Source organism: Acinetobacter guillouiae CIP 63.46, assembly GCF_000368145.1.
In the GTDB taxonomy this organism is placed as follows: domain Bacteria; phylum Pseudomonadota; class Gammaproteobacteria; order Pseudomonadales; family Moraxellaceae; genus Acinetobacter; species Acinetobacter guillouiae.
In genome coordinates this window covers 968,874-981,877 of the sequence record NZ_KB849283.1, presented here as the reverse complement: position 1 = coordinate 981,877, position 13,004 = coordinate 968,874, and the positions used below count along the sequence as shown (strand labels likewise).

Genomic DNA, 13,004 nt, shown 5'->3' with positions numbered 1-13,004 from the left:
AACCTTATTTAGTTGCTTCGATAAGGTATTTACTGTCGATATTGGGCGCATAACTTTTTGGAACATCAGACTGTTTTAGCTCGCCGATACCGACTAAAAATTTAGCAATATCTTGAGTTGCTTTTGCCAAGCCTGAGTTTTCATCGTTTGATGTTGTACCTAGATACTTTTCAGATGCTTGATCTTTCAAAGGAATGTAATCAATACCTGCCAATGTAGTTTCAACTTGCTCGTATGGAAGGTTTAAGTATTTAGAAATTTTTTCAGAAGCTAATTTCGGATCTTTTTTATATTCATCAACTTGTTCTTGGTATGCTTTTAAAAACTTAATCACAAGATCGGGGTGTTTTTCTGCAAACTCTTTGCGGACAGCGAAGTTGTTATAAACCAAAATGCCTTGTTCATTTAGTGTCGTTGTACGATAAATCTCTTTGCCACCTTGTTTTTCTAATTGTTGTGTAAATGGGCCCCAAACATAGGCAGCATCAATATCGCCACGAGTCCATGCAGAAACAATTTCAGCAGGTTTAAGTGGTAATAATTTGATTTTTGATTTATCAATTTTATTTAATGTAAGTGCTTGTTCTAATGCATATTGTGCAGTTGAGTTTGCAGGGAAAGCAACTTTTTTACCCACTAAGTCTTGTAGAGTTTTAATTTCAGGTTGAACAATCAAACGCTCTGCACTTGAAATTAGACCCTCTAAGCCAATGACTTCAATGGGTAATCCGCGAGTGATCCCTGCAACAGCAGGACTTGAACCAAAACGGGCGATATCAATTTCATTGGCAGCAAAGTAATTAATCACATCTGCTCCCGATGCAAATTCAACCCACTTAATTTTGGTGCCTAAAGCTTTTTCAAAATCTCCGTCGGCTTTACCTAGGACCCAGACACGGGGACCACCACCCCAAGCAAAACGGACCTCTTGGGGGTGTTCTGCTGTTTGTGACGCTTCAGCTTTGGGTTCATTGTTTTGTGGCGATTTATTTCCACAACCAACTAAAAGTGTAAAACTGAGAATACCGAGGGACAAAGCCAAATTTTTAAAATGAAAATCTGTTGTATTCAACATTTTTCTTTCCAGTGTTTTTGAAATTTCTCAGATCTTAATGAGAATTTTAAATTAATAAAAATATGAAAAAATGGAATAGATATATATAAAATAGATGTTATCTTTATGAATAAAAAAGAAATATTTATATTTTTTAAAAGTAAAGATTATACCTTGTAGTCAAATTTTTAAGATGATGTGCTTTTAAAGCATAGGTAGAAATTTGATTATAAAATCATTTATTTAAATAATTGATGATCACATTCTGATTACTTCAAGTAAAAAATATCAAAAATACACATGCTGGTTTTCGTATTGATAAGTACTTTCGGACCAAGCCTATAAGTTTAATTAAAAAGGGTGATTAAAATGAGAATGATCAATTAATAAACAAACTAAAATTTGGTTTGATTAACATTCATTTAACTTATCTAACTAGGTATATGAATTTTAAACCATTATTAGATTAGGAGGTAATGAACATGTGCTTGATCAAAATTGTGGAATATTAAAACCAATCAGTTACGCACAAAAAATGTATAAGTAATTAGCCTCTCCATTAAAAATATATTATTGAATATATCTTTAGTGATGGCTTTATAAAATGAAGTCAGGTGACTTTAGCTTAAATTCTTCTTTAATGATGATAATTTTAATATAATAGGCAAAATTTTTGTTAGGTTTCATTTGTGACAGCAAAAAAAATTCAAAGTATTGCATTGCAGCGATTCGCAAAACAAGGCTTTACTGCAACATCAATGAATGAAATAGCCGAAGACGTTGGCATTAAAAAACCCTCTATTTATGCACATTTCAAAAATAAAGATGATTTATATTTGAGTCTAATTCCGATTATGATCAATCATGAACTGACTTATGCAAAAAATACATTAACTGGTGGAGAAAATTTTCATCAACAACTTTGTGCGTATTTCTGCAGCATAGGTGAACGATTTGATGCTTCATATGATGTACAATTTTGGATGAATGCGCTCATTAACCCACCACAGCATATTTATGATCAAGTGATTGATCCGATGCATATATTTATGGATGATTTGGAGAATATCTTTAAAAACGTATTCCCTGAAAATATAGAAAACAAGAAGTTTGATTCAACGACTTTGGCTCGACTGTGCATGTGTTTTGTAGATGCTTTGCAAAGTGAGCTCATTTATGGTGGTAAAGATAAATATAAAAAAAGATTAGATGCGATCTTAAAAGCACTTGAGGTGTTAATCGGTTAAAAGGTGCTAAATATCTAATATTAGATATTTAGCACTATCTATTTTTAAGCATTTTTATGAGCAATTGTATTTAATATAATCATACAAAAAGCACATATAAGTAAAGTTACAGGAAGGACGAGGATATTTTCTGTTGCAAGACTGGCAATAAAACCAATAACTGCTCCGAAACTATATTGAAGTAAGCCAATTAAAGCTGAAGCGATTCCTGCTAAGTGATGTTGTACCTGTTGCATGGTCAGTGCTGTAAGATTACCAAATAAAAGCCCTGTAGAACTAATAACCATAGTCAGTAATAGGGTGTAAACCCATAAACTTGGTGTATACAGTAACGTTACTAGGCTAAGCATAAGTGTAAAAAACATTAAAATAATAGAGCCTAGCTTTAAAACTTGGTAAGCAGACCATCCTCTATTCAATAACCAAATTGAAAGCTGACCAAAGATGATGAAACACAGTGCATTGAGTGCAAAGAGATAACTATAATGTTCAGGGCTGACTGAGTAATGTTGAATAAAAATATAGGGTGAATTGCTAATGTAGAAGAAGAACCCACCGAGTAGAAAGCCTCCAGCAAGGGTAAAACTGAAATAGCTTTTATTTCTACATAGAAGATAGTAATTTTTGAAAATATTTTTTAGATTTAAGGGTTGTCTATTCGAAAGAGCTAATGTTTCTGGAACAGATATACTACTCCACACCAATAACATAAAAGATAGTAAGGCTAATGTATAAAAAATAATATGCCATGTGCCGTAGTTCAAAAGTTGACTTCCAACCAAAGGGGCAATGATTGGAATGACCATCATGACTTGCATTAACACAGAAAAATGGCGAGCTGCATCTTGCTCATTACAAATATCGCTAATAATTGCTCTAGGTGTGACCAGACCAGACGCAGCACCAATGGCTTGAAGAAAGCGTGCGAACAATAATAGTTCAAGTGAAGTTGCGACTGCAGCGAGCAGAGAACCCAAAATAAAAATAATTAAACCAATTAATAATGGAATTCTTCGACCAAAACGATCAAGAAATGGTCCATATAAGCCTTGGCCAACAGCTAAACCTACTAAAAAAATTGATAATGTTTGTTGGATTTGACTGGTAGATACCTGTAATGAGGTCGCTATCACTGGAAATGCGGGCACATAAATATCAATTGCTAAGGCATCTAAAGCAGTTAATAGTGAGAGTAATATGATAAATGAAGCACTCATTTTGTGAGTCTGTAAGTGACCTTGCATAAAATTTCACCAAATTTGTATATTTAAAACTACCTAACGGTAGGTAGTTTATTTTTGTTTGTTTTTAAAATCAACCAAAATACGATTTTTAATGGAGTTAAAGAGCAGGGTGCCAAAGGTAGCTTTATATGTATAAAAAAAAATCCTTACTAAATAATCTTTTAAAATGAACCAACTATCGTCATTAAATTACAACATATAAAATAATAGTCACGCTGAGTGAATGCTGAAAGTATTAGTCAAAGAGCTTGATGTAAAATTACATGCAAGAGGAGTATGTTGTTTTAGAACCGGTTTCAATTTGTAGCCGTTCAGACTTTGATCTGACAATTATCAATATTTGTTTGAATATCAAAAAATGACCATTATTTAATTGACCTTTAGCCCTGATTTCTTCTCTTGATTCCTATCCGGCTGAATTTTGCGCTGAGTAGAGACTATGGCTCGTATGAGGTCTTATATTTATGTTTTGATTGTTTGAATTAATTATTTTTAGAACAAGAATTAACTCGAATAATTACCTAAATTTAGATGTAAAAATAGGGTTAAATAATTAATATTTAACCCTATAACGTTTAATTGTAGACTCAGTCTAGTTTTCTTAGATCATTAGTTTATTTTCTTAAAAATAAAGTCATTAATCTTATGGCCTGCCTCAATACCACGACGTTCAAACTTGGTTTGTGGACGCCAGTCCGGACGAGGATAGCTATTGCCTTTGCCTGCTAAGTTTTCTAAACGAGGGCGATTGTCTAAAACATCGAGCATCCATTCAGCATAGGGTTCCCAGTCTGTTGCAGCATGGAATGTACCACCGATTTCAAGTTTTTCTTCAACCAATGGCATACGATCATGAGAAACAAAACGACGTTTAAAATGACGTTTTTTCTGCCAAGGATCAGGGAAATAAAGTTGAACCGTATTGATACTATTGTCAGGCATTTCTCGTAAAACTTGAATTGCATCTGCATCTAAAACACGGAGGTTTTTAACTTCCGCTATACCTGCTTCATAAACACATTGCGCAATACCAGGTACATGCACTTCGATTCCAACAAAATTACGTTCAGGATTGGCTTTTGCCATCAGAACCAAAGAACGGCCCATACCAAAACCAATTTCTACCGTAAGTGGGCGTTCAGGATGTTCAAAGTGTTGACGTAAATCGCCGACAGGGTATTCCAAAATTAAATCACGATGTTGTTCAAGCGCAGTACGTTGTGAAGTATTGAGTGGTGACGATCTACGCATAAATGTCACAATTTCACGGTGTTCTTGCAAATTGTCTAATTCTACAATTTGTGCTTCAATTTGATCGTTTGACATGATTTAGGTAATACTAGAAATCTAAAAGGCGTATTGTAAGTGCTGAGCTTCGCAAGTCAAATTTTTTATAGAATTTCATTCAATTCTAATAAATTTACAATGAAAATTGGATAAAATAAAATCACTATCGAGCGCTGAGTCAGAGAGTATTGCTGTTACTCAAAGAGTCGTTATGTTCATTTAGACTTTGTCTAATTAACTCGATTAATTCGCGCGATGCTTTAGGTAGTGCTTTATCTTTTAACCAAATCAGATAAATCGGAACAGAAAGTTGATTGTAGGTATTTTTAAAATCAATTTGGATTAAACGCCCATCATCAATATGTGACTTAACCAATGAATATGGAAAATTTCCCCATCCTAAGCCGATCTCAACCATATCAATCGCCGTTTGTAGATCATTGGTTCGCCAGTAAGATGCAGCAATTACCGATCTCAAATCTGCAATATCAAGCGCACTACTCGCAACAACAATTTGTCGAACATTAACCAAATCCTCGATATAAATAGGATGAACTGCTTGATTCATCAAGGCATGATTTGCAGATATAGTTGCAACAACAACCTCCATGCTGACCAACTGCAAATGTTCTTGCATTTTGATATGTTGCCCTGAACCCGCTAAACAAATTGTGATTTGTTCTGAATACAGTAAATGCAAAATATCATCTTGTGGCGCAGTAATGATTTCGATATTGAGCAACGGGTATTTTGATGCAAGTTTATCAATAGATTGTAAAAGTTTTTGATTATTTACATCTGATACAACCCCTATTTTTAAAGTACTCTCCAAACCTAAGGACAGTTCATAAGCATGCTTACTCAATTGTTTTAATTGTTCTGAGATGATTCTTGCTTGTGGGGCTAAGGCAAGTGCTGAAGCTGTTGGAATCACTTTGCGGGGTGTTCTTTCAAACAGCTGTAAGCCTAATTCTGCTTCGATATTTGCGATACCCATACTGACGGCTGATGGTACTCGATTTAAGGCACGAGCCGCAGCAGAAAAAGAGCCTGTATCCAGTACTTTTACAAATAATTCTATATTTTCGCTGGTGAAATTCATAATTGGTATCAGTCAAACTGAAAGCTATTGTCTTTATCTATAATTATAACTGAAATTAAAATAGCTTTTTTGAAAATCTGTTTGGGTAAGTTTATGCAAGGTCTTAAACGTAGAGTAATTTATGTAAGTACCTATGAAATCATTGGATTAGGTATTTCTTCTTTAGGGCTGGCACTACTTTCGGGTACACAATTAACCCATACGGGGCCTTTGGCTTTCCTGATTACCACGATTGCTGTGAGCTGGAACTTTATTTATAACTTAATTTTTGAAGCATGGGAAAGACGCCAAACTTTACGTCAACGTACAGTAAAACGCCGTATAGCTCATGCGATTGGGTTTCAATTAACCTTGGTGGTTTTTCTTATTCCATTGATTGCATGGTGGATGAATATTAGTTTTCTAGAGGCATTTTTATTAGATGCGGCTTTAATTGTTATCATTCCAATTTATACCTTTATTTTTAATTGGTCTTTTGATCGATTATTTGGTGTTCCACTTTCCGCTCAAGCTTAAAAATGTAGTTGTTTCTGCTTAAGTTATTTGCCCATTCAATTGAATGGGCAAATAATGTAGGTTTTTCTAGCACAATAATTTCTATTTAGGGTCTGTTGACATTTCATAAATGGCTTGCGTTGTAGGTTAAAATTGAGCAGGCAAGGCATGAAACGAAGAGAATAGCGAGACTATTTTCGAGTTTCATAACGTAGGCTGAGATAATTTTAGCCACAACCCTTCGGGACTAGCGTGTTTTTTGCCGCTACGTCGTTACGAACTACTCATTTAGAATGACTAAATTACGTATTTCGCGCCTAGTATCGCCTAAAAAACACACGTAGTCGCAAACATAGACGAATTGTCAACAGACCCTAATGCTTTAAATTTATACGACAGCTCATGTCGCAACAATAAAGAAATCGCCGTTGTTGACCGCTCATAATTTATATAATCACTAAAGTTCATTCGGAAAATTAGGTGTGAGTGATGACAGAGCGTATTAGAGAAAAGCTGCAAATTTTAGCAGATGCTGCGAAGTATGATGTGTCATGTTCATCCAGTGGCAGTAACCGTAAAAACAAAGACAGTGGGCTAGGCAATACGGGGGCTGGAATTTGCCATAGTTATACCGAAGATGGTCGATGTGTGTCGCTGCTTAAAATCTTATTTTCCAATGTGTGTATTTTTGATTGCTCATATTGTGTTTCTCGCCGTTCTAATGATGTCAAACGAGCTGCTTTTACGGTACAAGAAGTTGTTGATTTAACCATTAATTTTTATAGAAGAAATTATATCGAAGGCCTGTTTCTCAGTTCAGGAATTTTTAAGTCAGCAGACTATACCATGGAGCGCATGCTACAAGTCGTTAAAAAGCTACGATTAGAAGAAAACTTTAATGGCTATATTCATCTTAAAACGATTCCAGGTGCTTCACAGGAGATTATCCATGAGGCAGGGCTTTATGTAGATCGGATGAGTATCAATTTAGAAATGCCTACCGCGGAAGGCCTTAAAAAGTTTGCTCCTGAAAAAACCCATGATGAAGTGCAAAAAGATTTGGGTATTATTCGAGATCGTTTGATTCAATTTAAAGATGAAAGAAAAATTATAAAAACTGTGCCGAAGTTTGTTCCAGCAGGACAAACAACTCAAATGGTGGTGGGCGCACATAATGAAACGGATCAAGATATTATCTTAATGGCTGATCGTCACTACAAAGAATTTAAACTAAAACGGGTATATTTTTCGGGCTATATTCCGATTAATGATGAAGAAAAAGCATTGCCTTCAGTGGGTTCAGCACCGCCATTATTGCGTGAAAATAGATTGTATCAATCTGATTGGTTAATGCGATTTTATGGCTTTGAAGCGACTGAAATTGTCAATGCAAAGCATCCAAATTTAGACTTAGATATCGACCCCAAACTGAGTTGGGCGCTACGTCATCCTGAACAATTTCCTATCGATATCAATCAAGCTGAATATCGAATGATCTTAAGAGTCCCTGGAATTGGGGTGCGTTCAGCTAAAAAGATTGTTCAAGCACGTCGCTTTGGTAAAATTCATATTGATCAAATCAAAAAATTGGGGATTGCTTATAATAGGACAATGCATTTTATTCGTTGTGCAGATACTCCACCATTTTTAAAAGATCAATTACCCAGTCAAATTCGCCAGAAAATATTACAGACAGGGCATTCAAAATATACTCAACAACTTTCACCCCAGTTGGACTTGTTATTCTAAATGGCGAAATATATTTTTGATGGGACCATGACAGGGATTTTGTGCTGTGTATTTCGTGCATTTCAATTTAAAGAGTTTGATGTCATTGTCTCAAGTGAAAATAACACCCAAGCCGCTTTATTTGATGAAACGATTTTTGTTGAATCCAATGACGCTCAAGCCAATAGAGTTTGGCAAGGCCTAAAGTTAAAAGTTTCAGCAAGTGGTTTACGTAATTTTTACTATACTTTTTTATCTGAACAGGAAGATGCTTTTCAACATCTGTTTAATTTTAGTGTTTATGCATTCTTCGCTCAAAAAGCGATTGATCGAGATTATGGCCATCCAGATGTTTTGGCACTGTCAAAATGGGCCAAACAAGTGGGAAGAGAAAAACATCGTATGGAAGCTTTTGTTCGCTTTAAAAAGTGTAAAGATGAATTATTTTTAAGCTTGGTTAAGCCAGATTTCAATGTTTTGCCTTTGATCGAAAAGCATTTTAAAGCCAGATATCAAGATCAGCGCTGGCTTATTTATGATGAAAAACGAAATTTTGGTATCTATTATGATTTAAGACAGGTTCATCAAGTCAATATGAATGTCTTAGAAATTGATCAAAATATTCATCAAGGCTCTAGTCAGGATTTTAGTGTTGAATTAGATCATCAAGAGGTTCTATATGATCAGCTTTGGAAAGATTATTTTAACAGTGTAAATATTTCAGCGCGAAAAAACATTAAACTGCATATTCAATATGTACCAAAGCGATATTGGCGCTATATGAATGAGAAAACGATTTAAATATCTTTAAATCAATAATATGGGTTTGGTTTTGATGTGTAGCTGATTTTCTCTATTACATTCATGAATGAGTTTGGAAATTTGTCAGTTCTTAGGTATTAAACTTGATTCTCTAATTATTCTATATTTCTAAGACTCGTGTTTTTTCAATTGAGTTTTTTGGGAATCAAAAACCTTATAAATGCTAGTTTATAAGGTTTTAATGCATCTATCCGAAATAATATAAATCAGATATTTCGGGATTGATCATTTATTCACTTTGGGCTTAATCATCTAGCACTTTAGACTGTCGTTCATTATCTGCTTTCCCAATCTGCCAGTAAGAACAGGCATAACAATTTTCTTTGCCCCAATCACTTTGCTTTCTTAAGATATTACGACATGCGCGTACAGCTTGTAGTTCAGCGGTAATATGTGCAAAACGGCTTGCTGGTAGATTAATGAATTCAGGATGGCGTAACAACTCATCAGCCAATAAGCTTTGTTGAAGCGGGTTCGGATTGAACAGCCATATTTGCTCTAAATCAGCTTGCGTCTGCAGTTCGATTTGATCTTTTACAGTTGCCACTTCTGCAATGACATATACTTTGGCATCAGCTGTTAATTTTTCTAAGATCGCTTGAGTGACTGCAAGTCCCGTCCCATCGGTGATAATGAGATAATGATTTAGTCCTGTAGGGATTGAATTTTTAGCGGCAGTAGACATGGTTACGCCAATTTGATCTCCAGGTTGAGCACGATCTGCCCAGTGACAAGCCACCGTATCTGTACCATGCATTGCAAACTCGATGGTTAGAGTTTTATTGACTAAATCAATATCACGATGGGTATAAGTCCGAATTTCTGGCATCATCTCAGGATTACTGACAATCCATTTACGTTGATTAAAATCAAAATCAGGAATTTCTATTGTGGTTTGATCATGCCTTGGAATAAAAATTTTATTGTTATCACCAATACTAGTGTGTTTGAATTTCTCAACATCTGCACAGTCAAAAATAATACGGATATAGTTTGGACCTAGATATATTTTCTCTTTCACTTGAATAAAAGTGCGATGTGCATTCAGCGCCATGATTTATTCCATATAAATAACAATAATTCTCATTATCGTATCGACTTTTACATGAAAATGCCACCATTACCGCATGAGTTGATTGCAAAACTGCAAATATGCTCAGTATCCATCATCAATAAATCATAAACAATTCAATCTATCCATTGGTATTATGCAGTATGAGGAGGAATAGCATAGGTTACAGAATCATATTTAGGTTTCTTTTTATACTCAGAAATAACCCCACCTAAAGATTCTGCGATATGGCGACTGGCATAATTTTCGACAGCTACAGGATAAATAAAATTTTTAAAACTCAAGTTAACAGAAGCCCAATGAACCATGCTTGTTACCGCATCTTTACCAAATCCTGACTTATGTCGATCTTCTCGAATCCAAATGCCTAATTCAGGTGTTTCCGTTTGTATTTGATGCAGTCCTGCAAGGCCAAGAAAATCATGATTGGCAATGTTTCTGACGACGAAAATTAACTCATTCCCATCTTTAATATTCTCTAGCCATTTATGCCAAATCTCATCAAACTCTTGACGGCTTTGCGGAGGATCCCAAGCCATATATCGAGTCAAGGTGGGAGTAATATGCTGAAATACCTCATCAGCATCTAAAGATGTAAATGGTTTTAAAACAACTTGAGAAAAATGGATCTCTATATTATTCCAGTTCAAAAAAACCTCGAAAATTCAGAATTACAGTTAATTTATCGTATAGCAGACAAAAGATACATAGTTAAAATCAGGATCGGTTTAAGCTAAAAACTATCCTAAATTGAAGTCATCAATAGGGATATCGATCCTAGTTTTCTGACTTTATTCTGAATATCGAGTTTCAATTTAATCCCTGTACTCATAGTAATCAGAATTTTTATTGATCTACTTTAATCAATAACCCGCGGAGTAAAAGGTTTAGTGCTGTTCTTCCAGATTTGAGTCTTTGATTATGGTCTTCACCATCAGCTATCCAAAACGCGGTTTCAGCTAAACTGCCATAAATTAAGCAGGCGAGTGCTTGCGGATCAGCTTGCTCAATGATTCCTTGCTGGATAAGTTGTGCTATCTGTCTTTGCATAGAATCAATACAGTGCTGTTGCGAATCTATAGATGCACTACCCAATACCGCCCGTGCATCACGCAGTACGATGCGTTGATATTCTGATTCTATTGCCATGTCCAGATAAGTATGACAACGCTGACTAAATCCTGACCAAATATCTTTAGCTTGTTCGGAGATCATATCTAAACGTTGATCCATTTCATGATCGATTTGTGCGACGACTGCAGCCAGTAATCCTTTTTTATCACCAAAATGGTGATACAACGCACCACGAGTGAAACCTGCTTGTGCGGTGAGATCATCCATTGAGGTATCGGCATAACCGCGTTCACTAAAGACTTTTCGAGCCATTGCGATCAGTGCAGCACGGGTTTCTTCCATTTCAATACGTGTACGACGAACCATCAATTTCTCCTTACATACATTTCGTATGATTATTTACATACATTGCGTATGAATGTATGCTTTATTCATACGCAATGTATGTATTTTTACTGAATCCTTATATGTTTGCAAGAGATTGTATTCAGGAGAGTCTGATGATTGGTCCATATAGAGAACTATTTTTTGTCGCAGGGACCCAAGGTTTTGCTTTGGCTGGGCTATTGGCTCGGATTGCCTTACCGATGACCGGCATTGGTATCATTGTTATGTTGTCTCAAATGAGGGGGAGTTATGCGCTGGCAGGTGGAGTATCTGCGGTATTCGTATTGACATACGCATTAGTGTCGCCCCAAGTATCAAAGTTAGTTGATCAATATGGACAAAGCCGCATACTGCCTATCGTAACAACGATCAGCAGTATCGGTTTACTGATATTGGTATTTGCTTCATGGTGGCGGGCAGCTGATTGGACGTTGTTTGTGGGGGCATTATTGGCGGGTTTTATGCCCAGTATATCTGCCATGGTAAGGGCACGTTGGACGGCAATATATGCTGGACAAGCTCAATTACAAACCGCTTACTCACTAGAAACAGTACTAGATGAAGTCACCTTTATTATTGGTCCGCCATTGTCTGTTGGCTTATCGGTAGCAGTGTTACCACAAGCAAGTTTACTGGTTGCAACATTGTTGTTGATTATCGGTGTATTTTTACTGGTGTTACAACGAGGTACAGAACCCCAAATCGACACACAAGATTTAACTCATAAGCGTTCCGGCTCAATCATTATGCTTGTTCAGATACGCTTGCTGACATTGTTAATGGTTGGAATGGGGATCATTGTAGGCACGATTGATATCGTTAGTGTCGCCTTTGCTGAACATCTTGGTCAGCCTGCAGCTGCCAGTTTGGTGCTTTCAGCATATGCGTTAAGTTCATGTTTAGCTGGCTTATTATTTGGTGCAGTTAAATTGAAAATGTCTTTACAGCATCTTTTATTACTCGGAGGCGTGGTAACTGCAGCGAGTACATTACCCTTATTATGGGTGAATAGTATTACGATGTTGGCAAGTAGTGTTTTACTGGCAGGGGTATTTTTTGCACCGACGATGATCGTCGCAATGACACTGGTTGAGCGCATTGTGCCAAAACATCGCCTGACGGAAGGTATGACATGGTTACTGGCTGGGTTAAATGTTGGTGTGGCACTAGGAGCCGCAATCTCTGGACAAATGGTTGATGGCTATGGGCTAAGATCGGGTTTTCTCGTTGCATTATGCGCAGGGGGTATGGTGTTGGTGATTGTATTATGGGGACATTACCGTATGGCTAATGACAGCATAGATAATCACAGCATAGCCATATCAAATGATCCGTCATGATGATCAGCACGATTTTTTGTGTGTGCTTCCTGGAATGGTCTTCGATTGAGGGCTTTAGTTTAAGTGAATAACTGTGATTCATAAAAAAACCATTTCAGCGACTCAATGCGGAAATGGTTTTTATGAAATATGTGTGCTTAAGATAGCGTTAA

At 36.2% G+C, this 13,004-nt stretch carries 12 protein-coding genes; 5 read left to right on the top strand and 7 right to left on the bottom strand.

What is annotated here, in order from left to right; all coding sequences use genetic code 11:
- Positions 1-4: 4 nt before the first annotated feature.
- The gene (locus F981_RS09820) at positions 5-1,075 is read right to left on the bottom strand and encodes a taurine ABC transporter substrate-binding protein (RefSeq protein WP_004721064.1); all 1,071 of its coding nucleotides are present in this window, start codon (positions 1,073-1,075) and stop codon (positions 5-7) included.
- A 668-nt stretch (positions 1,076-1,743) separates the two neighbouring features.
- On the opposite strand from F981_RS09820, the gene F981_RS09815 reads away from it, so the two are divergent.
- Positions 1,744-2,301 (top strand): TetR/AcrR family transcriptional regulator, encoded by a 558-nt coding sequence (locus F981_RS09815; RefSeq protein WP_004721062.1) that lies wholly within the window; start codon positions 1,744-1,746, stop codon positions 2,299-2,301.
- A gap of 44 nt (positions 2,302-2,345) precedes the next feature.
- On the opposite strand, the gene F981_RS09810 is transcribed toward F981_RS09815, so the two are convergent.
- From F981_RS09810 to F981_RS09800, 3 genes are all read right to left on the bottom strand, one after another.
- A complete protein-coding gene (locus tag F981_RS09810) occupies positions 2,346-3,545 on the bottom strand; it encodes a multidrug effflux MFS transporter (RefSeq protein ID WP_004721061.1) in 1,200 nt (399 codons plus the stop codon).
- 609 nt (positions 3,546-4,154) lie between these two features.
- Positions 4,155-4,871 carry a tRNA (guanosine(46)-N7)-methyltransferase TrmB gene (gene trmB / locus F981_RS09805; protein WP_004721059.1) on the bottom strand — a complete coding sequence of 239 codons (717 nt, stop codon included), beginning with the start codon at positions 4,869-4,871 and terminating at the stop codon, positions 4,155-4,157.
- 139 nt (positions 4,872-5,010) lie between these two features.
- Complete coding sequence (locus tag F981_RS09800; RefSeq protein WP_004721057.1) at positions 5,011-5,934, bottom strand: LysR family transcriptional regulator; 924 nt, start codon at positions 5,932-5,934, stop codon at positions 5,011-5,013.
- 93 nt (positions 5,935-6,027) lie between these two features.
- Between F981_RS09800 and F981_RS09795 the strand changes: the two genes are divergently transcribed.
- The 3 genes from F981_RS09795 to F981_RS09785 all read left to right on the top strand — a co-directional run bounded on the left by F981_RS09795 (position 6,028) and on the right by F981_RS09785 (position 8,958).
- Positions 6,028-6,450 carry a PACE efflux transporter gene (locus F981_RS09795; protein ID WP_004721056.1) on the top strand — a complete coding sequence of 141 codons (423 nt, stop codon included), beginning with the start codon at positions 6,028-6,030 and terminating at the stop codon, positions 6,448-6,450.
- 468 nt (positions 6,451-6,918) lie between these two features.
- Positions 6,919-8,178, top strand: a complete 1,260-nt coding sequence (locus F981_RS09790) for a putative DNA modification/repair radical SAM protein (RefSeq protein ID WP_004721054.1) — start codon at positions 6,919-6,921, stop codon at positions 8,176-8,178.
- Complete coding sequence (locus tag F981_RS09785; protein ID WP_004721052.1) at positions 8,179-8,958, top strand: TIGR03915 family putative DNA repair protein; 780 nt, start codon at positions 8,179-8,181, stop codon at positions 8,956-8,958. It begins immediately after the preceding gene.
- A gap of 265 nt (positions 8,959-9,223) precedes the next feature.
- Here F981_RS09785 and F981_RS09780 read toward each other — a convergent pair whose 3' ends face one another.
- The 3 genes from F981_RS09780 to F981_RS09770 all read right to left on the bottom strand — a co-directional run bounded on the left by F981_RS09780 (position 9,224) and on the right by F981_RS09770 (position 11,491).
- Entirely contained in the window at positions 9,224-10,033 is an 810-nt protein-coding gene (locus tag F981_RS09780) for a siderophore-interacting protein (protein WP_004721051.1), read from the bottom strand.
- 152 nt (positions 10,034-10,185) lie between these two features.
- On the bottom strand, positions 10,186-10,701 hold the full coding sequence (locus tag F981_RS09775; RefSeq protein WP_004721049.1) for a GNAT family N-acetyltransferase: 516 nt from the start codon (positions 10,699-10,701) through the stop codon (positions 10,186-10,188).
- A 196-nt stretch (positions 10,702-10,897) separates the two neighbouring features.
- The gene (locus tag F981_RS09770; RefSeq protein WP_004721048.1) at positions 10,898-11,491 is read right to left on the bottom strand and encodes a TetR/AcrR family transcriptional regulator; all 594 of its coding nucleotides are present in this window, start codon (positions 11,489-11,491) and stop codon (positions 10,898-10,900) included.
- A gap of 134 nt (positions 11,492-11,625) precedes the next feature.
- On the opposite strand from F981_RS09770, the gene F981_RS09765 reads away from it, so the two are divergent.
- Positions 11,626-12,852: an MFS transporter gene (locus F981_RS09765; RefSeq protein ID WP_004721045.1), complete on the top strand. Its 1,227-nt coding sequence runs from the start codon at positions 11,626-11,628 to the stop codon at positions 12,850-12,852.
- The last annotated feature ends 152 nt before the right edge of the window (positions 12,853-13,004 follow it).